This is a genomic window from uncultured Xylophilus sp., from assembly GCA_913776965.1.
In the GTDB taxonomy this organism is placed as follows: Bacteria; Pseudomonadota; Gammaproteobacteria; order Burkholderiales; family Burkholderiaceae_C; genus Xylophilus.
The window spans coordinates 13055-36325 of the sequence record CAJYQL010000028.1; the positions used below are offsets into that span (position 1 = coordinate 13055).

Here is a 23271-nt window from a genome sequence, read left to right on the forward strand (position 1 = left end):
CGGTGCGCGATCTGCGTCTTCCGGAGCGTCCTGGCACGCCGCCGGCCCGGCGGTTGCATGACGGGGTGATCTTCACCTCCTGGAGCGCACCATGTCCGATCCGACCCTCGCATCCTCGCCCTACGATGCCGACCGCCCGCTGGCCCTGCGGTGCGGCTGCGGCGGCGACCATGCGCCGTCCGAGCATGCCTCGGCCGAGGCGCTGTCGCACCGCAAGATCGAAGCGGCGCTCGTGAAGGCGCTGTTCCCGGCGGAGCCGGTGCGCCGCCGCTTCCTGCAGGCGGTGGGCGCGGGCACCGCCCGTGCCGCGATCGCATCGCTGCTGCCGATCGGTGCCCTGCATGCGATGGCGCAGGACAAGGCGCCGCTGGAGAAGAAGGACCTGAAGATCGGCTTCATCCCGATCACCTGCGCGACGCCGCTGATCATGGCCCACCCGCTGGGTTTCTACAAACAGCAGGGCCTGAACGTGGACGTGGTCAAGACCGCCGGCTGGGCGCTGATCCGCGACAAGATGCTCAACCGGGAGTACGACGCCACGCACTTCCTGTCGCCGATGCCGCTGGCCATCTCGATGGGCGTGGGCTCCAACGCCGTGCCGATGGAAGTCGCGACGATCCAGAACACCAACGGCCAGGCGATCACCCTGGCCAACAAGCACAAGGACAACCGCGACCCGAAGAAGTGGAAGGGCTTCAAGTTCGCCGTGCCCTTCGAGTACAGCATGCACAACTTCCTGCTGCGCTACTACGTGGCGGAGCACGGCCTGAACCCCGACACCGACATCCAGATCCGTGTCGTGCCGCCGGCCGAGATGGTCGCCAACCTGCGGGCCGGCAACATCGACGGCTACCTCGGCCCCGACCCGTTCAACCAGCGTGCGGTGTTCGAGGAAGTGGGCTTCCTCCACATCCTCACCAAGGAGATCTGGGACGGCCATCCCTGCTGCGCCTTCGGCACCTCGGCCGCCTTCATCCAGCAGAACCCGAACACCTTCGCCGCACTGGTGCGCTCGGTGCTCACTGCCTCCGCGATGGCGCGCGACCCGAAGAACCGCGAGCTGATCGCCAAGGTGATCGCGCCGGCGCAGTACCTCAACCAGCCCGAGGTGGTGCTGACCCAGGTGCTCACCGGCCGGTTCGCCGACGGCCTGGGCAACATCCGGACGGTGCCCGACCGTGCCGACTTCGACCCGATCCCGTGGCAGTCGATGGCCGTCTGGATGCTCACCCAGATGAAGCGCTGGGGCTACGTCAAGGGCGACGTGAACTATCGGCAGCTCGCCGAGAAGGTCTTCCTGCTGACCGACGCGAAGAAGCGCATGGCCGAGCTGGGCCAGAAACCGCCCGAGGGCGCCTATCCCAAGTTCACGATCATGGGCAAGGTCTTCGATCCGGCCAAGCCCGACGACTACGCCCGCAGCTTCGCGATCTCCCGCGCCGCGGCCTGAGGGACGTCCGCCGATGAAAAATCTCTCGCTCAAGGCGGCCCTGCTGTCGGTGCTGCTGTTCGGGCTGCTGCTCGCGGTGTGGCAGGTCGCCACGCTGCCCGGCGCCGGCGCGGCACCCGCGGCCCGCCTCACGCCCGAGCAGCTGGAATACGCCCGCATGCTCGGCAAGGACCCGACGGCCGAGGGCGGCCAGAAGAGCGCCGGCTTTCCCACGCCCGCCCAGATGGGTGCGACGCTGGTGCGCCAGCTGCGCGACCCGTTCTACGACAACGGCCCCAACGACAAGGGCATCGCCATCCAGCTGGGATGGTCGCTGCTGCGGGTCGGCACCGGCTTTCTGCTGGCCTGCCTGGTGGCGCTGCCGCTCGGCTTCCTGATCGGCATGTCGCCGCTGTTTCGCCGTGCGCTCGATCCGTTCATCCAGGTGCTCAAGCCAATCTCGCCCCTCGCCTGGATGCCGCTGGCGCTCTACACGATCAAGGATTCGTCGGCGAGCGGCATCTTCGTGATCTTCATCTGCTCGGTCTGGCCGATGCTGCTCAATACCGCGTTCGGCGTAGCGTCGGTCAAGCGGGAATGGCTGCATGTCGCGAACACGCTCGAAGTCGCGCCGCTGCGCAAGGCGTTCCGGGTGATCCTGCCGGCCGCCGCCCCGACCATCCTGACCGGCATGCGCATCAGCATGGGCATCGCCTGGCTGGTGATCGTCGCCGCCGAGATGCTGGTCGGCGGCACCGGCATCGGCTACTTCCTGTGGAACGAGTGGAACAACCTGTCGCTCACCAACGTGATCTTCGCGATCCTCGTAATCGGCGTGGTGGGCATGGCGCTCGACCTCGCCTTCGCGGCCATCCAGAAGCAGGTGACCTATGCCGAATGAACCTTCCGCCACCGCGGCGTCGCCCCTGCTGGTCATCGAGGGACTGGCGAAGTCCTTCGGCGGCGGCCGCCCCGTGTTCGCCGACGTGGACTTCGCACTCGACCGCGGCGAGTTCGTCTGCATCATCGGCCATTCGGGCTGCGGCAAGACGACGATCCTGAATGCGCTGGCCGGACTCGATACCGCCAGCGCCGGCCACATCTTCATGGACGGCCGCGCCGTCACCGGGCCGGGGCTGGAGCGCGGCGTCGTGTTCCAGAGCCATGCGCTGATGCCGTGGCTCACGGTGCGCCGCAACATCGCCTTCGCCGTCGAGTCGCGCTGGCCCGACTGGAGCCGCGCGCAGGTTGACGCTCAAGTCGAGAAGTTCGTCGCCCTGGTCGGCCTGAGCCATGCGATCGACAAGAAACCGTCGCAGCTGTCGGGCGGCATGAAGCAGCGGGTCGGCATCGCCCGCGCCTTCGCGATCCAGCCCAAGATGCTGCTGCTCGACGAGCCCTTCGGGGCACTGGACGCCCTGACGCGCGGCACCATCCAGGACGAACTGATGGCGATCGTGCGGCAGACCCGGCAGACGGTGTTCATGATCACCCACGACGTCGACGAAGCGATCCTGCTGGCGGACCGCATCCTGCTGATGCGCAACGGTGTCGACACGCCGTCCGGCTACCGGCCCGGCGGCATCGCCGAAGTCATCGTCAACCCGCTGCCGCGGAGGCGAACCCGCGCGGGCCTGCACCACCTCGAGGGCTACTACGCCCTGCGCAACGACATCGTCGATTTCCTCGTGGGCCGCGCCCACGCGGCCTGACCGGCCACTTCCTCCCGTTACTGTTTTCCACCCCCACGCTCAACCAGGAGTCATCGCATGAGCCGCCTCGCCGTCACCGAAAAGATCATCACCGCCAAAGTCCTGAAGGGCCTGAGCTGGGCGCACGTCGCCGAGCAGGTCGGGCTGTCGAAGGAATGGACCACCGCCGCCTGCCTCGGGCAGATGACGCTCAACGCCGCGCAGGCCGACGTGGTCGGCGAGCTATTCGACCTGAGCGCCGACGACCGCAAATGGTTGCAGGTGGTCCCGTACAAGGGCTCGCTGCCCACGCCGGTGCCGACCGATCCGCTGATCTACCGCTGGTACGAGCTGGTGAGCGTCTACGGCACGACGATCAAGGAACTGATCCACGAGGAGTTCGGCGACGGCATCATGAGCGCGATCGACTTCAAGATGGACATCCAGCGCGAAGGCAACCCGGCGGGCGACCGCGTCAACGTGGTGCTGTCGGGCAAGTTCCTACCGTACAAGACCTACTGATCCGCGCGGTTCAGCCCTGCAGCTCGCCCGCTGTGCCTGGAATCGCAGGCGCAGCGGGAGTCGTTGCCGAACAGTCACGCGTTACGCAGTGCCTGATCCAGGTCGGCGATCAGGTCTTCGGTCGGCTCGACGCCGACGGACAGGCGCACGATGCCGCTGTCGATGCGGCAATGCTGCCGTCGGGCCTGCTCCGCTGCCGGATAGTAGGCCGCCAGACTGTGCGTACCGCCCCAGCTCGCGCCGATCCGAAAAACCTGCAGCGCGTCGAAAAAGCGGTGAACGGCCGCCTCCGACGGCAGGCGCGGCACGAAGGACAGCACACAGCCGCCGACCGTGAAACTGGCCGACCACCGCGCATGTCCGCGGTCGCCCGGGCGCGGCGGAAACAGCACGTCCTGCACCAGATCGTGACCTGCGAGTGCATGGGCGACCTGGAGCGCCGCCGCACACTGATGGCGGTAACGTAGTTCGAGCGTCTCCATCCCGCGCAGGGCGAGGAAACAGTCCTCGGCACTCACGGCTTGGCCCAGCACGCTCTGGGTGGTGCGGAACGATTCGTACAACCCACGGTCGTCGGTGGCGACGGTCCCGAGCAGCAGATCCGAATGCCCGCCGAAGAGCTTGGATGCCGCCTCGACCACGACATCCACGCCTGCAGGAACGGCACGGAATCCGAGCGGCGACGCCCAGCTGTTGTCCAGGACCGTCCGCACACCGGCCGCCCGGGCGGCCTGGACGATGGCGGGAATGTCCTGCATCTCCATGGTGATGGAGCCGGGCGACTCCAGGAAGATCGCCTTGGTATGGGGCTTCAGGCGTTGCGCGATCGCGCTTCCGGCTTCCGGGTCGAAGGTCTCGCAGGTGATGCCGAATCGCTGCAGATAGTCCCGCGCAAATGTCCTGAGCGGTCCGTAGGCCGAATCGGCCACCAGCATATGGTCGCCTGCACTCAGCAGCGAGAGTGCCACTAGGCACAAGGCCGCCTGGCCCGATGGCAGTGCAATGCAGTGCCGCGCGCCTTCGAGTTCAGCGACCCGGTCTTCGAGTACCCGGGTGGTGGGTGTCCCGGTGACGCCGTAGGTGTAGCCATCGAAGAGGCGCTCCTTGCGCGTGGTGAAGTCGGCAATGTTGTCGAACAGCACGGTCGATGCCCGCCAGACGGCCGGCGAAAGACTGCGAAAGCCGCTGTCGCGACCGCTGGATTCCTGGTTGTCTTCTGATCTGATCACTTCGGTGCGCTCCCGGATCACTCGGGCTTGATGCCGAGCTCGGCCACCACCTTGGACCACTTGATCGCTTCAGCCCGGATGAAGGCCTGCGTTTCGTCCGGCGACCGGCTCGACAGGTTGATCGCCAGGCTGGAAATTCGCGCCTGGACGTTTTTGTCCACCACGGCGGCCTTCGTCGCCCGGAGAAGAGAATCGACCACGCTCTTCGGTGTCCGCGCGGGCACGACCAGGGCCCACCACTGTCCGAAGTCCAATCGGGAAAGACCCAGTTCGCTCGCACAGGGCACGGCAGGCAGCTGGGCGAGACGTTTGCTGCCCGTCACCATCAGCGGAACGATCTTGCGCGCCGACAACAGGCTGCTCGCGCTGGCCAGCGTGCAGATATGGCCTGCCACCTGGCCGGCCGCCACATCGGTCAAGGCAGGGGCCGAGCCCTTGTACGGGATCATGTCGAAGGCCGCACCGGCCTGGCGGGCCAGCAGTCCCGCTGCCAGATGGCTGATGCTCCCGGTTCCGCTCGTCGCGATTGGGAGCGGCGTCGTGGACTTCCTGGCATCGGCGATGAAACTCCGGTACTGACCTTCGCTGTACTTGTGCGAGTCCACGAATAGAACCAGGGGCGAATCGCCCAGCACCGACACCGCTGCCACGTCGTTCATGATGTCGTACGACATTTTTTGGTAGATCGCCGGTGCGATCGCATGGGCCAGCTCGATCACGCCGACGGTGTAGCCGTCCGGTGCGGATTTCGCGACCGTATCGATGCCCAGCCGGCCCGCGGCACCGGGGCGGTTGTCGACGACCACCGGTTTCCCCAGCACCTCGCCCAGGTTCTGGCCGACGGCGCGAGCCAGGACATCGGTGCTGCCGCCCGCCGACCACGGCACCACGAGTTTGATGGGCCGGTCGGGATAGGGCGCGTTGCCCCAGACATGCGTGGAGGGCAGCAGCGATCCCGCGGCTGCGCTGGCGGCAGCCACGAGGGCTGCACGGCGATTCGTCGATCCGGTCATTCCCACTCCGTTCATGCGCGCCATGGCGCGGTCGTTCCAGGTCACGGAACCGGCCTCTACGCCAGTCCCGCAGGACGAATCTAGAATTTCAGTTCATAAACATCAATGACGCACGCGTGGACCTCCATGCGAAAACCTTATGAATTTCCGGCAGGTCGAAGCGTTCCGTGCCGTCATGACCACGGGTTCCGCATCGCGCGCCGCGGATCTGTTGCAGGTGAGCCAACCGGCTATCAGCCGCAGCGTCATCGAACTGGAAAAAGCCACGGGTTTTGCGCTTTTCGACCGCATCCGCGGGCGTCTGGTGCCGACGGCCGAGGGCCAGCTGTTCTTCCGCGACGTCGATTCGGCATTCCAGGGGCTGGACCGTCTGCGCGACAGTGCGGCACGCATCCGCGATTTCGGCACCGGCGACATCCGCATCGCAAGCCTGGCAGCGCTCGGCTCGACGCTGGTGCCTCGCGCGCTCCGACTTTTTCGGGAGAAGCATCCGTCGATCGCCGTCACGCTCCAGGTCGCAGGGTCTGCTGCGGTCCGGGAGCTGGTGGTGAGCAGCAGGTTCGACGTCGGGTTGGCTGCGGACGAGATCGACGTCACTGGGCTGGGCCATCAGCTGTTCGCCACGCCCAAGGCCGTCTGCGCCATGCCCGCCGGCCACCGGCTGTCCGAGCGAACGGTGGTGACGCCCGGCGATTTGCACGAGGAGCCCTTTCTCGCGCTGTCGCCCGAAGATACGGTGCGGCGGAAGCTGGAACAGGTCTTCCAGCACGCCCAGGCCAAGCCTCGGGTGGTCGCGGAAACACCGAATTCCGCCACCGTCTGCGCGCTGGCGATGGAGGGCCTCGGTGTGGGGCTGGTCAATCCGTATGCGGCCGATGGTTACGCTGCGCGTGGCGTGGTCTTCAAACCGTTTTCCGCCGCGGTCCATTTCCGCACGCTGCTCGTGTTCCGACCCGATCTTCCGAAGTCACGCATCGTGCGCGACCTGACGGCCTGCCTGCTGAGCGCACGCAATGAGCGGGCGAACTTTCCAGACGTACGGGTCGGCGCTGCAGGGACGGACTGATCAGGAGCCGTTCGGCAGCGGCCATCGCCGGCCCGTCGACACGGCAGAGTCCCGTCAGGCAGCGCCAGATGCACCGACCGCCTGCAGTCGCCCTGCCCACGTCTGCGCCCGCTCACCACCCCTGGGCATCGAACGCGGCCTGCAGCCAGGTCACCGTGCCCTGCTCCACCAGCACCACGTCGAAGCGGCACGGCGGCGGTGCGGCCAGCCGCAGCAGGTAGTGCCGCGCGGCGAAGACGATGCGCCGCTGCTTGGCCGCGCCGATGCTCGCGCCCGCGCCGCCGTGCGTGCGGCTGGCGCGCTGGCGCACCTCCACGAAGACCAGCGTGCCGTCCCGGTCGCGCATCACCAGGTCGATCTCCCCGCCACCGCGGCCCGGCGTCCGATAATTGCGGGCCGCCAGCCGCAGGCCGGCCGCCTGCAGATGGGCCAGCGCCCGCGCTTCGGCCGCATCGCCTGCCTGCTTGGTCGTCGGTGCCGGCGGTGCCGATGCCGGCGCGGCGCCCTGGCGCTGCGCTCCCGCCGCCGCCGGGTTCCCGCGGCGCCCCTTCCCGAGGAAATCCATTTGAGTGCCTCCTTCGCCTCCGCCCTTGCGGCTGCGCATGATGCCGCAGCGGCGCAGCACCATCCGCGCGGCGCGCTCTACATGGTCGCCACACCGATCGGCAATCTGGCCGACATCACGCTGCGCGCATTGCACCTGCTGCAGGCGGCCGACACCGTCGCCTGCGAGGACACCCGCCACACCCAGCAGCTGCTGCGCGCCTACGGCATCGACCGGCCCGGCGCCACCCTGCTGGCGGTGCACCAGCACAACGAGGCCGAGGCGGCGCAGACCGTGGTCGCCCGGCTGCGCGATGGCCAGCGGGTCGCCTACGCGAGCGATGCCGGCACCCCCGCGGTGAGCGACCCCGGCGCGCGCCTCGCCGCCGCAGTGCGCGCCGCCGGCCTACCGGTGGTGCCGCTGCCTGGCGCCAGCAGCGTGACGGCCGCGCTCAGCGCGGCCGGCGTGGTGGGGCAAGGACACGATACCGGCGGCTTCGTCTTCGCCGGCTTCCTGCCGACCAAGGCCGGCGAGCGCGCCGCCGCCGTCGCCGCACTGGCCGGTGAATCGCGCGCGGTGGTGCTGCTGGAGGCGCCGCACCGGATCGAGGCGCTCGCCCAGGCGCTGGCGCCGCTCGGCGACCGGCCGGTCACGCTGGCGCGCGAGATCACCAAGCAGTTCGAGGAGATCGCCACCGTGGCGGCCTCCGGCGCCGCCGCCTGGCTCGCCGCCGGGCCGCAGCGCGCGCGGGGCGAATTCGTCGTGGTCGTGCATCCGGCGCCGCCGGCGGCCGACGACGCGGACGGCGGCGACGCGGTCCGGGTGCTGCAGCTGCTGATGGCCGAGCTGCCGCTGAAGACCGCGGTCCGGCTCGCCGCCGAGATCACCGGTGCGCCGCGCAACGGCCTCTACGACCGGGCGCTGGCGCTGCGGCGGGCCGCGCCGGACGAGGACGGCGGCGCCGACGCCTGACGGCAGCGCCGCTGCGGCGCTCAGCGCGCAGCGGCCGCCTCACTTCTGATGCAAAACCGGCTTACACGCCGGTCCCGCCTGCGCTCTATGCTCCTTTTTTCATAGTGCTGCGGTGTGCTGCGCGCCTGCCCGGCCCTCGCTGCCGCGCGGCAACCGCTTTACCGCAGCTTCGCATCGCCGTCGCATGCCCGACGCACGCCCCTTCCAGACTCGTTCCATGCGCCTGTTGTCCTCCCGTCCCCGCCTCCGCCGCATGCTCCGCCTGGCGATCGGCCTCGCGATCCTGGCCGGCATCGCCTTCGCCGTTTGGCGCAGCGCCTTTCCGCCGAAGGCGCCGGTGCGCTACGTCACCGCGACCGCGGTGCGGGGCGACCTGGAGGACGCGGTGCTCGCCACCGGCACGGTGCAGGCCTTCCGGCAGGTGAGCGTCGGCGCGCAGGTGTCGGGGCAGATCCGGGTGCTGGCGGTCAAGCTCGGCGATGTGGTGAAGAAGGGCCAGCCGGTCGCGGAGATCGATTCCACCACCCAGCAGAACAACGTACGCAACGCCCAGGCCGCGCTGGAGAACGTGCGCGCCCAGCTCGCGGCGCAGCAGGCCAACCTGGTGCAGGCCGAACTCGCCTGGAAGCGCGCCAAGGAACTGCTGGATGCCGACGCCGGCCCGCGCCAGGACTTCGAGGCGGCGGAGGCGACCCGCAACGCCACCCGCGCCAACATCGCCGCGCTGCAGGCGCAGATCCGCCAGGCCGCGATCACCGCCGAGACCGCGCAGGTCAACCTCGGCTACACCAAGATCGTCGCGCCGATCGACGGCGTGGTGGTGGCGGTGGTGGCGCAGCAGGGCCAGACCGTCAACGCCAACCAGACCACGCCGACGATCATCAAGCTCGCGCAGCTCGACACGGTGACGGTGAAGTCGCAGATCTCTGAGGCCGACGTGGTGAAGGTGCAGGCCGGCATGCCGGTGTACTTCACCATCCTGGGCGAACCCGACCGCCGCTACGAGGCCACGCTGCGCACGGTGGAGCCGGCGCCCGACTCGATCCTGACCGACAGTACCTCCTCCGCCGCGTCGAGCAGCAGCAGCGCCAGCAGCACCACCGCCGTGTACTACAACGGCCTGTTCGACGTGCCCAACCCCGAAGGCAAGCTGCGCATCTCGATGACCGCCCAGGTGTCGATCGTGCGGGCCCGCGCCGACGATGCGGTGACGATCCCGTCGTCGGCGCTCGGCCGCCGCGGTCGCGACGGCCGCACGACGGTGCGGGTGCTCGACGCCGCGGGCGAGGCGCAGCCGCGCAGCGTGAAGGTCGGCATCAACAACAACGTCAATGCCCAGATCCTCGACGGCCTGGAAGCCGGCGAGAAGGTGGTGACCGGCGACGCCTCGGCCGCGCCCGCCGGTGGCGGCATGGGCGGCGGCCGCCGCGGCCCGGGCGGCATGCGCCTGTGAGGACCGGCGGCATGGCATCCGAGCCGCGCGGCGCGGACACGCCGCTGCTGGAGCTGCGCGGCCTGCGCCGCGAGTTCCCGGCGGGCGAGACCACCATCGCGGTGCTGCAGGACATCGACTTGGCGATCCATGCCGGCGAGATGGTCGCGATCGTCGGCCAGTCGGGCTCCGGCAAGTCGACACTGATGAACATCCTCGGCTGCCTCGACAAGCCGAGCGGTGGCAGCTACCGGGTCGATGGCCGCGAGACCGGCCGGCTCGGCCCCAACGAACTCGCCGCACTGCGCCGCGAGCACTTCGGCTTCATCTTCCAGCGCTACCACCTGCTGTCGGACCTGACGGCGCGCGGCAACGTGGCGGTGCCGGCGGTGTACGCCGGCGTGGAGGCCGAGGCGCGCAACGACCGTGCCGCCGCATTGCTCGGCCGGCTCGGCCTTGCCGAGCGGGTCGGCTACCGGCCGAGCCAGCTGTCGGGCGGCCAGCAGCAGCGGGTGTCGATCGCGCGGGCGCTGATGAACGGCGGCAGCGTGATCCTGGCCGACGAGCCGACCGGCGCGCTCGACACCGCGAGCGGCGAGGAGGTGATGAAGATCCTGCAGGAACTGCATGCCGAGGGCCACACCATCATCCTGGTGACCCACGACATGGAGGTCGCCGCGCACGCCGAGCGGATCATCGAGATCCGCGACGGCCGGATCATCGGAGACCGGCCGACCGAGCGCATGCAGGGCGCGCCGCGCACCCAGGCCGCCCCCGCGCTGCCGGCCCGCCCCGCCGGCGCCGGCGGTCTCGCCGCGCTGACCGGCCGCTTCGCCGAGGCCTTCCGCATGGCGCTGCTGGCGATGAACGCGCACCGACTGCGCACTTTCCTGACGATGCTCGGCATCATCATCGGCATCGCCTCGGTCGTCGCGGTGGTGGCGCTCGGCGAAGGCTCGCGCCAGCAGGTGCTGAAGAACATCAGCGCGATCGGCACCAACACGATCGAGGTCTTCTCGGGCTCGGGCTTCGGCGATCCGCGCGCCAGCCGGGTGCGCAGCCTGGTGCCGGCCGACGCGGATGCGCTGGCGCGGCAGGGCTATGTCGACAGCGTCACGCCGACGCTGACCAGCGCGCTCACCGTGCGCTGGCGCAACGTGGAGGCGTCGGCCACCGTGACCGGCGCGGGCGAGCAGTATTTCCGGGTGAAGGGCGTCGAGATCGCCCAGGGCTCGCCCTTCGGCGCCGACAGCGTGCAGCGGCGCGAACAGGTCGCGGTGATCGACGACAACACCCGCAAGACCCTGTTCCCGAACACGCCCGAGCCGGTCGGCGAAGTGATCCTGCTCGGCAGCGTGCCGGTGCGGGTGATCGGCGTGGCCGCGCGCAAGGAGACCGCCTTCGGCAACAGCGAGGCGCTCAACGTGTTCGTGCCCTACACCACCGCGATGAGCCGCATCGTCAACCAGAACTACCTGCGCAGCATCACTGTGCGGGTGCGCGACGACGCGCCGACCACCGCCGCCGAGCAGGGCATCAACCAGCTGCTGGAGCAGCGCCACGGCCGCAAGGACTTCTACGTGCTGAACACCGACAGCATCCGCCAGACGATCGAGGCGACCACGCGCACGATGACGCTGCTGATCTCATCGATCGCGGTGATCTCGCTGATCGTCGGCGGCATCGGCGTGATGAACATCATGCTGGTGTCGGTGACCGAGCGCACCCGCGAGATCGGCGTGCGCATGGCCGTCGGCGCCCGGCAGGGCGACATCCAGCAGCAGTTCCTGATCGAGGCGGTGCTGGTCTGCCTGATCGGCGGCGTGGCCGGCATCGCGCTGGCGCTGGCGATCGGGCAGGTGTTCGCCCGGGCCGGCGGCGATTTTCGGATGGTGTATTCGCACGGCTCGATGGTGGCGGCCTTCGTCTGCTCGACGCTGATCGGCGTGGTGTTCGGCTTCCTGCCGGCGCGCAACGCGGCGCGGCTGGACCCGGTGGACGCGCTGGCCCGCGATTGAAGGCAACGATGACGACGACGAAACCCACCCCCTTTCCGCTCGCGCTGCTGGCCGCCGCGCTGCTCGCGACCGGCTGCGCCGGCCCGCACACGCCCTATGCGCCGCCCGCGGCCACCGTGCCGGCGCAGTGGGCTCACGGCAGCGCTGCGCAGGACGGCGTGGTCACCGCGCCGCGCGGTGCCGTCGCCGCGACCGGCGCCTGGTGGACCGCCTTCAACGATCCGGCGCTCGACCGGCTGGTGGCCCTGGCGCTGGAGCGCAACAACAGCCTGGCCGCCGCGACGATCCGGGTGCGCCGGGCGCAACTGCAGGCAGGGCTTGCGGCCCACAACCTGCGGCCGCAGTTCACGGGCGGCGTCAGCGCCAGCGCCGCCCGGCCGCTCGACGGCGGGCCGTCGTCGCGCGGTGCTTCGCTCAACCTGGGCGCGAGCTACGAGGTCGACCTGTGGAACCGACTCGGCAGCCTGCGCGACGTGGCGCAGTGGGAGGCGGTCGCGACCGCCGAGGACCGCGAGGCGACCGCCCAGGCCCTCGCCGGCACCACCGCCACCCTGTACTGGCAGCTCGCGCTGCTGCGCCAGCGGCTCGACGTCGGCGCAGACAGCGTCGCCTATGCGGAGCGCACCCTGGCGCTTGTCCGGGTGCAGTACCGGGCGGGCGCGGTGTCGTCGCTGGAAGTGTCGGAGGCCGAGCAGAGCGTCTCCAGCCAGCGGGCATCGCTCGCGCTGCTGGAGCAGCAGCAGGTCGAGGCGGCCAACGCGCTCGCCCTGCTGTTCGACGGCAGCCTGCCCGACGCCGCCAAGGCCGCGCCGCGCCGGTTGCCGGACGGCCCGCTGCCGCCCGTGGCCGAAGGGGTACCGGCGGAACTGCTGGCCCGCCGCCCCGACGTGCGTGCGGCCGAGCTGCGGCTGCGCAGCAGCTACGCAAATATCGAGGCGACCCGTGCCAGCTTCTATCCGGCCCTCACGCTGACCGGCGGGCTCGGGAGCTCCAGCGTGGCGCTGCTCAACCTGCTGCAGAACCCGGTCGCCTCGCTCGGGATGGGGATCACCCTGCCCTTCCTGCAGCAGACCCGGATGGACCTGAGCATCCGCGTGTCGCAGGCGACCTACGAGGAAGCGGTGGTGAATTTCCGGCAGACGCTCTACCAGGCGTTCGCAGACGTCGACAACGCCCTGTCGTCGCGCCGGCAGACCGCCGAGCAGGCCGCGGCGCTGGAGCAGTCGCTGGCCGCCGCCCGCAACGCCGAACGGCTCTACGAGACGCGCTACCGGCTCGGCGCCGTGGCGCTGCGGGTCTGGCTCGATGCCCAAGAGCGCCGGCGCAGCATCGAGAACTCGCTGGCACAGGTCCGCTACAACGAGCTGGCCGGGCAGGCCACCCTCTACCGGGTGCTCGGCGGCGGCACCGCCACGGCGGGCTGACCGGCCAGGTCAGTCGGCGTAGACGCGGTTGCGGCCGGCTTCCTTGGCGCGGTACAGGTTGCCGTCGGCGCGGCGCATCAGCAGTTCCGGCGTTTCGCCGCTGTCGGGTTCGAGCGTCGCCACGCCGAGGCTGATGGTCAGCACCGGCGCAACCTTCGAATGCGCATGGGGCACCTGCAGTGCCGCCACGGCCGCCCGTACCGTTTCGGCCAGCTGGATCGCGCTGCTGTCTCCGGTATCGGACATCACCAGTGCGAATTCCTCGCCGCCGTAGCGTGCTGCCAGGTCGCCCGGCCGCCGCATGGCGCTCTGTAGAGCGCCGGCTACCGCCTTCAGGGCCTGGTCGCCCGCCTCGTGGCCGTAGTGGTCGTTGTACTGCTTGAAGAAGTCCACATCCACCATCGCGACCGACAGCGTCTGGCCCGACCGCCGGGCGCGCCGCCATTCGTGCTCCAGCACGCTGTCGAACTGCCGCCGGTTCGGGATGCCGGTCAGGGCGTCGCGGTGGGCCAGCGCCTCCATGTGGCGGCGCTCGCCCGACAGCCGCATCTGCGCCGCGACCCGGGCTCGCACGACCGGCTCGTGGAACGGCTTGGTGATGTAGTCGGCTGCGCCGAGTTCCAGGCTGAACGCCTCCTCCTCGGGCCGGTCGAGACCGGTGATGAAGATCACCGGCACGTCGGCCATGTTGGGATTTGCCTTCATGCGGCGCAACACCTCGAAGCCGTTCACGTCGGGCATCACGATGTCGAGCAGTACCACGTCGGGCTCGACATGGCCGAGCAGTTCGAGCGCTTCGGCGCCGCCGCAGGCGCTCACCACCGTCCATTGGTCGGACAGCATCTCCTCCAGCACCGTGCGGTTCGCGATGGCGTCGTCGATCACCAGCACCGTCTGCCGGCGACCCCGCGGTTCTCGATCCGACTTGCGCACGGCCGGGGCCGCTGCAGGGTCGTTCGTTCCGGTGGTGGAGGGGTTGAAGTCGGTGAGCATCGGTGTCCCGGGCGCCGGCCTGCCGGAAAGGCAGTGCATCGGCAGTCCCGTTGCTAAGCCATCCAGTATCGAAATTTGGTTCTCCAGCGAAGCAGGAAAGGACAGCGTCCTGCGGCGGGAAGATGTCCTACAGCGACGGCATCCCCCCTCGGTCAAAAGGGTCGGCCCGGATGCCGCGCAGCCGTCAGCGGCGCCCCGCGACGGCAAGGCCGGCCGCGACGCCGCCGAACAGGTCGCCCTCCACCAGCGGCACGCCGGGAAAGGCGCCCTGCAGCATCGTCTGGAAGGGCCGCAGCGCCGACGATCCGCCCGTCAGGTAGAGCGTGTCCGGTCCGCCGGGCAGGCCGGCGCGGGCCACGCAGGCCCGGGCGCAGGCCGCGACCTGCGCCAGCAGCCGCTCGAGGTCGGCCGCCAGCGCCGCACCGTCGAGCGGCGCCGCCAGGCCCGGCTCCGCTTCGTCCAGGCCGATGGCGGTAGCCACACCGCCCGATGCAGCGATCTTGGCCGCTTCCACCGCATGGGCGATCCGGTGGCCGTGCCGGCCGTCGAGCACCGCCATCAGCCGGTCGTGCAGCCGCGGATCGGCATAGTCGGGCCGCAGGGCCCGGGCAGCCCGCAGTGCCGCGGGGGCGGCCAGCCGGTGGATCAGGTGCCAGGTCGCCAGTTCGAAGAACACGCCGCTCGGCACCTCCCGCCCGTGCGGGCCGTGGTGGCCGAGGCCGAGCAGCGGCATCACCCGCGCCAGGCTGAGCGCCCGGTCGTAGTCGGTGCCGCCGATGTGCACGCCCGCGGTGGCGAGGATATCGTCTCGCCGCTCGGCCCGGCCGGCGCGGTCCGGACCGAGGCGGACCACGGTGAAGTCGGAGGTGCCGCCTCCGATGTCGACCACCAATACCCGGGTCTCGCGGTCGAGCCGCTGTTCGTAGTCGAAGGCGGCGGCGATCGGCTCCAGCTCGAAGCGCACGTCGTCGAAGCCGGCCCGGACCGCCGCGTCGGCCAGCGCCGCCTGGGCCTGAGCGTCGCGCGCCGGGTCGTCGTCCACGAAATGCACCGGCCGGCCGATCACCGCCCGGCGCGGACGGGCGCCCAGCTGCGCCTCGGCCCGGCCGGCCAGCTCCGCGAGGAAGCGGGCGATCAGGTCGCGGAACGGCACCGCCTCGCCGAGCACCGCGGTGCGCTCGTCGATGAGCGAACTGCCGAGCAGGCTCTTGAGGGAGCGCATCAGCCGGCCGTCGTCGCCCGCCAGGTAGCGGGCGACCGCGGCGCGGCCGACATAGGTCCGGCGGTCCTCCTCGGCGAAGAACATCGCCGTAGGCAGGGTGCGGCTGTCGCCCTCCAGCCGCAGGAGCCGGCCGGTGCCGGTGCCGTCGCAGACGGCCAGCGCGGAATTGGACGTGCCGAAGTCGATGCCGACGACCGGCGCGGGGGCTGAAGCGGGCATGGAATCGGAGACGGGAAGAGATGAGGCGAGAGGGATAGGTCCGCCCGCCGGAAGGCGGCAGACGAAGGCACCGGACAGGGTCCGAAGCCGCGGAAGGGCGCGCAGTCTAGCAGCGGCCGGGCAGCACCCTTCGGTGCTCCGTGCCCAGCGCGACGACTACGAGAGCGACCCCGCCGGCGACTTCGGCAGCCGGGTGCTCTGCAGCCTGATCGGGCCGGCGCAGCCGAGCGCCGTCGGCGGCCGTGCCACGCTCGAAGGCGCCACCGTGTTCCCCGAAGGCATCGCGGTCGATGCGCGCACCGGCCACGCCTACGTCGGGTCGTCCTCGGAAGGCCACCTGTACCGCATCCCGGCGGGCGGCGGCCGGGCCGAGCTATTCCAGACCGGCGGTTCGCCCGGCCGCCAGGCGGCCTACGGCATGCAGGTCGATCCGCAGGGCCGGCTCTGGATCGCCGGCGGCCCGCACAACACCGTGTCGCTGGTCGACCTGCAGGGCGCCACGACGGTCGCGGTGGCGAAGGGCCCGGCCGGCCCGCAGGCCTTCCTCAATGACCTCGCAATGGCCCGCGACGGCATGGTCGACGTGACGGATGCGTTCCGCCCGGTGGTGTTCCGCATGCGCAGCACGCCCGGCGCGGCCCTGGCGCTGGAGCCGTGGCTCGACCTGTCGGCCACGCCGGTGCGCTATGTGCCGAACGAGGTCAACTTCAACGGCATCGTCGCCTCGCCGGACGGCCGCTGGCTGCTGGCGGTGCAGACGGCCACCGGCCAGCTGTGGCGCATCGACACCCGCAGCCGCGCCGTGGCGCAGGTGCGGCTGGAGGGCGGCGACCTGAAGGGCGGCGACGGCCTGGTGCTGCGCGGCCCCGGCGAGCTGATCGTGGTGCGCAACTCCGACAACGAACTGGTGCGGGTGCTGCTGGCCGACGGCTGGGGTACCGGCCGCATCGCCCAGCGCATCAACGATCCGCGTTTCAAGTACCCGACCACGGCGGCGCTGACGCCGCGCGGGCGGATGGTGGTGAACGGCCAGCTCGACAAGCAGAAGTCGCCGCCGCCGCTGCTGCCGTTCGACGTGCTGACGGTCGGCCTGCCGCAACAGCCCTGACCGGCCGGGCCTAGGGATTAACGCGGAAGCCTGTCGGACTGACAGCTTCCCGAAAGCCTGGCGGGACCAGCATGCGCCACCACCGACCACACGACCGGAGACACGCATGCCACCCGCCGACGCTTTCCCCCTGCTTCCCACCACCAACCGCCGCCGCCTGCTGACCGGCGGCGGCGCGCTCGCCCTGGGCGGCCTGCTGCCCGGCGTCGCCTCGGCCCAGGCCGCCTGGCCGTCGAAATCGATCCGCTTCGTGGTGCCGTTCGCCCCGGGCGGCAGCTCGGAGATCGTGGCGCGCTCCACCGCCGCCGAGCTGAGCAAGACGCTCGGCCAGAACGTGTACGTGGACAACAAGCCGGGCGCCGCCGGCAACATCGCGATGTCGGAAGTCGCCCGCGCCGACGACCAGCACACGCTGATCCTGGGCCACATCGGCACGCTGGCCGTCAACCCGTACATCTTCGACAAGCTGCCATGGGACCCGAAGGATTTCAAGCCGGTCAGCCTGCTGGCCAAGGTGCCGAGCCTGTACGTGGTGCACCCCGACGTGCCGGCGAAGAACCTGAAGGAATTCATCGCCTACGCCAAGAGCAAGCCGGGCAAGCTGAGCTACGGCTCGGCCGGCAACGGCAGCGCCGGCCACCTGGCGTTCGAGTACCTGAAGATGACGGCCGACGTGTTCATGCTGCATGTGCCGTACCGCGGCACCGGCCCAATGCTGACCGACCTGATCTCCGGCCGGCTGGATGCTTCGGCCATCGGCGCGGCGGCGATCATCCCGTTCATCAAGTCGGGCAAGGTGCGCTGCATCGCGACCGGATCGTCCAAGCGCCTGCCGCAGCTGCCCGACGTGCCGACCGTGGCCGAGCAGGGCTTCCCGGGCTTCGAGATGACCCAGTGGTACGGCATGCTGGCGCCGGCGAACCTGCCGCAGACGAACCTGGACAAGCTGGCCGTCGAGACCGCCAAAGCGGTGAAGGCGCCCGAATCGCTGAAGCGCCTGAACGCCGACGCGGCCGAGGCGATCGGCGACACGCCGGCCCAGTTTGCGCAGTTCATCGCGTCCGAGCAGGCGCGCTGGCAGAAGGTGATCAAGCGGGCGCAGATCAAGCCTGATTGATTGAGTACATCCCCCCGAGCGGCCGCGCCGCTCCCCCCTTCTCTCGCCCGGCTGCGCCGCGCGGGAAGGGGGGCACAGCCAGTGGACCGGCAGAGCCGGATCCACGGCCGTTCTGAGGGGGGCTTCGCTGCGCTTGCCGCTAGAAGGGGTGGCGGTGCCTACTTTTGCCGCTTAATTCCGCGGCTGTGCTGCGGCTTAGCATCGCCCCATGCGCATCCTCCTCGCCGAAGACGAACACACGCTGGGCACCTGGCTCTGCAAGGCGCTGGAGCATGCAGGCATCCAGGTGGACTGGGTGGACGACGGGCGGCTGGCGGACCGGGCGCTGCAGACGCACGACCACGATGCGCTGGTGCTGGACCTCGGGCTGCCCGGGCTGGACGGACATGCGGTGCTGGAGCGGCTGCGGGCGCGCGACCAGCGGCTGCCGGCGCTGATCCTGACGGCGCGCGACTCGCTCGACGAGCGGGTGCGGGCGCTGAATGCGGGCGCCGACGACTTCCTGGCGAAGCCCTTCGCCCTCGCCGAGCTGGAAGCGCGGCTGCATGCGCTGGTGCGGCGCGCGCGCGGAGTGGAGCATCCCCGGCTGGCCTGCGGCCCGCTGGTCTACGATGGCGCGCGCCGGCAGTTCCTGCTGCACGGCGAGCTGCTGGCCCTGTCGCCGCGCGAGCAGGCGGTGCTGCGGGTGCTGGTGCAGCGCAGCGGCGAGCCGTTTTCCAAGCAGCAGATCCTCGACCGGGTGTTCTCCGACGACGAGGACGTGCACCCCGAGGCGGTGGAGGTGTTCGTGCACCGGCTGCGCAAGCGCCTCGACGGCCGGGGTGTGCGCATCGTCACGCTGCGCGGACTGGGTTATGCCCTGGAAGCCGCCTGACCTGCGCCGCCTGCTGCGCCGCGCGAGCCTGCGGTGGCGGCTGGCGCTGCTGCTGCTGCCGCTGCTGCTGGCGGTAACCGGCACCGAGCTGTGGCTGACCCGCCATGCTGCGCTGGAAGCCGCCAACGCCGCCTACGACCGGTCGCTGCTCGGCGCGCTGAAGGCGATCGACGCGAACATCTCGACCGCCTCGGGCGGGCTGTCGGTGGAACTGCCCTACCGGCTGTTCGAATTCTTCGAACTGACCGCCAGCGGCCAGGTGGCCTTCCGGATCGCGACCTCCGACGGGCTGGTGGAGCTGGGCAGCGCCGACCTGCCGGCGCCGCCCGGCCCGCTGGCCGAAGGCGTACCGGTGTTTTACGACGCCGCCTATTTCGGCGAGCCGGTGCGGCTGGTCGCCTACCGCCGCACGCTCGAACGCGCGCCGGCCGGCAGCAGCGCCCGCACGGTACTGGTCCAGGTGGCCGAAAGCACCGGGTCGCGCCAGGAATTCAGCCGCCGCTTCGTGCAGCGCGCGGCGCTGCGCGACCTGCTGGTGCTGGCGGTGCTGCTCGGCGGCACCGCGCTGGTGCTGGCCGCCGCGCTGCGCCCGCTGGCGCGGCTGGCCCGCGAGGTCGACGCGCGCCGGCCGGACGACCTGACCCCGCTGGCCGGCGGCGACCTGCCCGCCGACGTGCGGCCGCTGGTCGGGGCGGTCAACCGGCAGATGGCGCTGACCCAGTCGGTGGTTGCGCAGCAGCGCGGCTTCCTGGACGACGCCTCGCACCAGCTGCGCACCCACCTTACCACCCTGCAGATGCAGGCCGACTACGCCCAGCGCACCGGCGACCCGGCCCAGGTGCAGGCCGCACTCACTGCGCTGGCCGCCGAGATCGGCCGCGCCACCCGCACCACGCAGCAGCTGCTGGCGCTCGGCCGCAGCGACACCGCCGCCGTCGCGCTCGAACCCTGCGACCTGGCCGCGCTGCTGCGCGAGGTGGCGGTAGACCTGCTGCCGCGCGCCCGCGCACGCCAGATCGACCTGGGCATGCACACCGCCACGCCCGAGGTGCCCGCGGTGGCCGACCGCCACCTGCTGCGCGAGGCGCTGACCAACCTCGCCGCCAACGCCATCGTCTACACCCCTGCCGGCGGCAGCGTGACGCTGTGGGCCGCGGCCGACGCCGCCGGCTGGCAGGTCGCGGTCGAGGACGACGGCCCCGGCCTGCCGCCGGAGGAGCGCGCCACCCTCGGCCAGCGCTGGCGCCGCGGCGCGCGCGCGGCCGAAGGCGGTTCGGGGCTCGGCCTGGCGATCGTGCGGTCGATCGCCGAACGGCACCGGGGCGAGTTGCGGCTGGAGGCGCGGGCCGACGGGCCGGGGCTGCTGGCGGTGGTGTGGTGGCCGCGCGCGGCCGGCTGATCGGCAGGGTGCTTGCACGATCGGCTGACTGCAGCAGCACCGCCGCGGGCAAACCCCGCCGCATAGGCCCCACCACCACGGCCAGAATCCACCGTCCATGATCCCGCCCCTTCCACTGCTGTCTCCCGACTCCGCTGCACGCTTTTTCAGCGCGTTGCCGGCTGCCGCCCGCAGGCTTTGGCTGAAGGCCGCGATCGCTGCGGGAGCCGCGGCACTGGGCGCGCAGGCCAGTGCGGTCGATCCCGCATCCACCCCCGCCACCTGCATCGTCCCCGCCAAGGCCGGCGGCGGTTTCGACCTCACCTGCGCGCTAGCGCGCGACGCCCTGCAGGCGGTGCGGCCGCAGCGGCCGGCGCTCGCGTCGCAGTACCTGCCGGGCGGCATCGGCGCGGTAGCGTTCGACCGGATGGCGACCGGGCGGCTCGGCGGGCCGGACACGCTGGTCGCGTTCTCGGGCGGCTCGCTGCTGAACCTGGCGCAGGGGCGCTTCGGCGCGCATCCGACCTCGGCGGTGCGCTGGGTCGCAGCGCTCGGCACCGACTACGGCGTGGTCGCGGTGCACCGCGACGCGCCCTACCGGCGGCTGCAGGACGTGGTGGATGCGCTGCGGCAGGATCCAGCGCGGGTGGTGTTCGGCGCCGGCGGCACCGTCGGCAGCCAGGACTGGATGAAGGCGGCGCTGCTGGTGCGCGCGGCCGGCCGCGACCACAAGGCGATGCGCTTCGTCTCGTTCGAGGGCGGCGGCGATGCGCTGGCCGCGCTGCGGGGCGGCCACGTCGGCGTGTTCCCGGGCGATGCGGCCGAAGCCCTGCAGGCGATCGCCGCCGGCGCGCCGGTGCGGGTGCTTGCGGTGCTGGCCGAGGCGCGCCTGCCCGGTGCGCTGCAGGGCGTGCCGACCGCGCGCGAGCAGGGCATCGATCTCGTCTGGCCGACGGTGCGCGGCCTGTACATGGCAGCCAACGTGCCAGATGCCGCCGTGCGCGGCTGGACCGAGGCTTTCGCCGAGGCGATGGCCGCGCCCGGCTATGCCGCGCTGCGCACCCGGCACGGCATGTACCCGCTGACGCTGACCGGCGCGCCGCTGGAAGCGCATGTGGAGCGCCGGCTGCAGGACTACCGCCGGCTGGCCGCCGAACTGGGGCTGCGGCGCTGGCCGCACTGACCGCACTCAGGCTCTGACAGCCGGCTTTGCCTCCGGCTGGCTACCATGGCCGCCCGCCCCGGCCGGAACTTCGGCCCGGGCCCGCCCTCCCACCACCGCCATGCCTGCCCACCGTCTCGCCGCCCGCGGCCTCCGCCTCGCGGCCTTTGCTCTTTTTTCGATAGCTGCTTACGCAGGCGATTCGGGCGCTCAAGGCCTTTTTTCCTCAAAACCCGGCGGCACGGCCGGCAGCACGGCCACCACGCCGCACGTCCAGGCGGCCCTGGTCGCCCATGCGCCGCAGGGCATCGTGCCGGGCGGTACCTTCCAGGCCGGGCTCCGCCTCGCCCACCAGCCGGAGTGGCACACCTACTGGAAAAACGCCGGCGATTCCGGCCTGCCGACCCAACTGACCTGGACGCTGCCGCCCGGCCTCGCGGCCGGCGCGATCGACTGGCCGCTGCCGAAGAAGATCCCAATCGGCACCCTCGCCAACTACGGCTACGAAGGCACCGTGCTGCTGCCGGTGCCGGTCGCGGTGGCCGCCGATTTCCGGCCGCCCGCCGGTGCTGCGACCGTCACGCTGAAGCTTCACGCGGCCTGGCTGGTCTGCCGGCAGGAATGCATCCCCGAACAGGCGGACTTCGCGCTCGAACTGCCGGTGCAGGGCGCGACCGCCGCCGACGGTGCCGACTTCGCCGCTGCGGCTGCGGCCCGGCCGACGGATTTCGCCGGGCCGGTGCGCGCCACCGTCGCCGACGGCCAGCTCGCGGTCACCGCCGCCGGTCTGCCGTCGGCGCTGCGCGGCCGTCCGCTGGAACTGTTCCCCGAGACGCCCGGCCTCCTGCAGACTGCCGCCACGCCGGTCCAGGACTGGCAGGGCGCCGACTGGACCGCCCGCGCCCCGCTCGATCCGCACCGCACCGACGCCCCGGCCCGGCTGCCGCTGCTGCTGGTCGCGACCGGTGCCGACGGCCAGCGCCGCGGCTGGCGCGCCGAGGCGGTGGTCGAAGGCGGATGGCCGACCGCAGCGGCGCCCGCAGCCGTTTCGCCCGCGCTGCAGGCCGCGCTGGAGAACAACCGGATCGCCGCGACAGCGCCCCCGTCCGCCGACGTGCAGCCGGCGCCGCTCGCGACCTGGCTGGCCGCCCTGGCCGCCGCACTGCTCGGCGGGCTGCTGCTCAACCTGATGCCCTGCGTGTTCCCGGTGCTGGCGGTCAAGGTGGTCGGCTTCGCACGCCACGGCGGCGACCGGCGCGCCCACCGGGCGGCGGGCCTCGCCTATACCGCCGGCGTGGTGCTGTCGTTCGTGGCGCTGGGCGGACTGGTGCTGGCGCTGCGGGCGGCCGGCGCGCAGGTCGGCTGGGGCTTCCAGCTGCAATCGCCGGCGGTGGTGGCGGGGCTCGCCGCGCTGTTCACGCTGCTCGGGCTGAACCTGGCGGGGGTCTTCGAATTCGGCATGTGGGCGCCGCGCCGCTGGGCCGGGATGGCGCTGCGCCATCCGGTGGCCGATGCGTTCTGGTCGGGCGTGCTGGCGGTCGCGATCGCCTCGCCCTGCACCGCGCCCTTCATGGGCGCCTCGCTGGGGCTGGCGCTCGGCCTGCCGGCGGCGCAGGCGCTGCCGCTCTTCGCGGCCCTCGGCCTCGGCATGGCGCTGCCCTACCTAGCGGCGAGCCTGGTGCCCGCCGTCGCCCGCCGGCTGCCGCGGCCCGGCCCCTGGATGGACACCTTCCGCCGGGCGATGGCGTTTCCGATGTTCGCCACCGTCGCCTGGCTGGCCTGGGTGCTCGGCCAGCAGACCGGCATCGACGGCGCCGGCAGCCTGCTCGCGCTGCTGGTGGCGCTGGCGGCGGTGGTG

At 71.3% G+C, this 23271-nt stretch carries 20 protein-coding genes; 15 read left to right on the forward strand and 5 right to left on the reverse strand.

Annotated elements, in window-relative coordinates; genetic code table 11:
* Positions 1–91 precede the first annotated feature (91 nt).
* From QZ500_RS04765 to cynS, 4 genes are read left to right on the forward strand one after another with little or no spacing between them, the layout of a single operon-like run.
* Positions 92–1450: a CmpA/NrtA family ABC transporter substrate-binding protein gene (locus tag QZ500_RS04765; protein WP_295851512.1), complete on the forward strand. Its 1359-nt coding sequence runs from the start codon at positions 92–94 to the stop codon at positions 1448–1450.
* A gap of 13 nt (positions 1451–1463) precedes the next feature.
* Positions 1464–2330, forward strand: a complete 867-nt coding sequence (gene ntrB / locus QZ500_RS04770) for a nitrate ABC transporter permease (RefSeq protein ID WP_295851515.1) — start codon at positions 1464–1466, stop codon at positions 2328–2330.
* Positions 2320–3141 (forward strand): ABC transporter ATP-binding protein, encoded by an 822-nt coding sequence (locus QZ500_RS04775; RefSeq protein ID WP_295851517.1) that lies wholly within the window; start codon positions 2320–2322, stop codon positions 3139–3141. Before ntrB ends, QZ500_RS04775 begins: the two co-directional genes overlap by 11 nt.
* Before the next feature lie 57 nt (positions 3142–3198).
* On the forward strand, positions 3199–3642 hold the full coding sequence (cynS, locus tag QZ500_RS04780; RefSeq protein ID WP_295851520.1) for a cyanase: 444 nt from the start codon (positions 3199–3201) through the stop codon (positions 3640–3642).
* 74 nt (positions 3643–3716) lie between these two features.
* On the opposite strand, the gene QZ500_RS04785 is transcribed toward cynS, so the two are convergent.
* Both QZ500_RS04785 and QZ500_RS04790 read right to left on the reverse strand, forming a co-directional pair.
* Complete coding sequence (locus tag QZ500_RS04785) at positions 3717–4892, reverse strand: PLP-dependent aspartate aminotransferase family protein (RefSeq protein WP_295851522.1); 1176 nt, start codon at positions 4890–4892, stop codon at positions 3717–3719.
* On the reverse strand, positions 4889–5929 hold the full coding sequence (locus QZ500_RS04790) for a tripartite tricarboxylate transporter substrate-binding protein (RefSeq protein ID WP_295851526.1): 1041 nt from the start codon (positions 5927–5929) through the stop codon (positions 4889–4891). Before QZ500_RS04790 ends, QZ500_RS04785 begins: the two co-directional genes overlap by 4 nt.
* Before the next feature lie 94 nt (positions 5930–6023).
* On the opposite strand from QZ500_RS04790, the gene QZ500_RS04795 reads away from it, so the two are divergent.
* Entirely contained in the window at positions 6024–6950 is a 927-nt protein-coding gene (locus tag QZ500_RS04795) for a LysR substrate-binding domain-containing protein (protein ID WP_295851529.1), read from the forward strand.
* Positions 6951–7062: 112 nt separating this feature from the next.
* On the opposite strand, the gene QZ500_RS04800 is transcribed toward QZ500_RS04795, so the two are convergent.
* Positions 7063–7515 (reverse strand): YraN family protein, encoded by a 453-nt coding sequence (locus QZ500_RS04800; RefSeq protein WP_295851532.1) that lies wholly within the window; start codon positions 7513–7515, stop codon positions 7063–7065.
* Here QZ500_RS04800 and rsmI point away from each other — a divergent pair, their 5' ends adjacent.
* The 4 genes from rsmI to QZ500_RS04820 all read left to right on the forward strand — a co-directional run bounded on the left by rsmI (position 7516) and on the right by QZ500_RS04820 (position 13340).
* The gene (gene rsmI / locus QZ500_RS04805) at positions 7516–8466 is read left to right on the forward strand and encodes a 16S rRNA (cytidine(1402)-2'-O)-methyltransferase (RefSeq protein ID WP_295851534.1); all 951 of its coding nucleotides are present in this window, start codon (positions 7516–7518) and stop codon (positions 8464–8466) included.
* A 253-nt stretch (positions 8467–8719) separates the two neighbouring features.
* Positions 8720–9919, forward strand: coding sequence for an efflux RND transporter periplasmic adaptor subunit (locus QZ500_RS04810; protein ID WP_295851537.1), 1200 nt, complete (start codon positions 8720–8722; stop codon positions 9917–9919).
* 11 nt (positions 9920–9930) lie between these two features.
* A complete protein-coding gene (locus QZ500_RS04815) occupies positions 9931–11916 on the forward strand; it encodes a MacB family efflux pump subunit (RefSeq protein ID WP_295851540.1) in 1986 nt (661 codons plus the stop codon).
* A gap of 8 nt (positions 11917–11924) precedes the next feature.
* Entirely contained in the window at positions 11925–13340 is a 1416-nt protein-coding gene (locus QZ500_RS04820; RefSeq protein ID WP_295851543.1) for an efflux transporter outer membrane subunit, read from the forward strand.
* A 9-nt stretch (positions 13341–13349) separates the two neighbouring features.
* On the opposite strand, the gene QZ500_RS04825 is transcribed toward QZ500_RS04820, so the two are convergent.
* Positions 13350–14333, reverse strand: a complete 984-nt coding sequence (locus QZ500_RS04825) for a diguanylate cyclase (RefSeq protein ID WP_295851545.1) — start codon at positions 14331–14333, stop codon at positions 13350–13352.
* Between the two features lie 184 nt (positions 14334–14517).
* Positions 14518–15774, reverse strand: coding sequence for an Hsp70 family protein (locus QZ500_RS04830; protein ID WP_295851549.1), 1257 nt, complete (start codon positions 15772–15774; stop codon positions 14518–14520).
* A 133-nt stretch (positions 15775–15907) separates the two neighbouring features.
* Here QZ500_RS04830 and QZ500_RS04835 point away from each other — a divergent pair, with 133 nt between their 5' ends.
* From QZ500_RS04835 to QZ500_RS04860, 6 genes are all read left to right on the forward strand, one after another.
* Complete coding sequence (locus QZ500_RS04835; protein WP_295851551.1) at positions 15908–16882, forward strand: SMP-30/gluconolactonase/LRE family protein; 975 nt, start codon at positions 15908–15910, stop codon at positions 16880–16882.
* Positions 16883–16988: 106 nt separating this feature from the next.
* Complete coding sequence (locus tag QZ500_RS04840) at positions 16989–17999, forward strand: tripartite tricarboxylate transporter substrate binding protein (RefSeq protein WP_295851553.1); 1011 nt, start codon at positions 16989–16991, stop codon at positions 17997–17999.
* 208 nt (positions 18000–18207) lie between these two features.
* Positions 18208–18873, forward strand: coding sequence for a response regulator (locus QZ500_RS04845; protein ID WP_295851557.1), 666 nt, complete (start codon positions 18208–18210; stop codon positions 18871–18873).
* The gene (locus QZ500_RS04850; RefSeq protein WP_295851560.1) at positions 18854–20272 is read left to right on the forward strand and encodes a sensor histidine kinase; all 1419 of its coding nucleotides are present in this window, start codon (positions 18854–18856) and stop codon (positions 20270–20272) included. The genes QZ500_RS04845 and QZ500_RS04850 overlap by 20 nt, the downstream gene beginning before the upstream one ends.
* Before the next feature lie 97 nt (positions 20273–20369).
* Positions 20370–21434 (forward strand): tripartite tricarboxylate transporter substrate-binding protein, encoded by a 1065-nt coding sequence (locus QZ500_RS04855; RefSeq protein ID WP_295851563.1) that lies wholly within the window; start codon positions 20370–20372, stop codon positions 21432–21434.
* Between the two features lie 100 nt (positions 21435–21534).
* On the forward strand, positions 21535–23271 hold a 1737-nt coding region (locus QZ500_RS04860), incomplete at its 3' end, for a protein-disulfide reductase DsbD domain-containing protein (protein ID WP_295851565.1).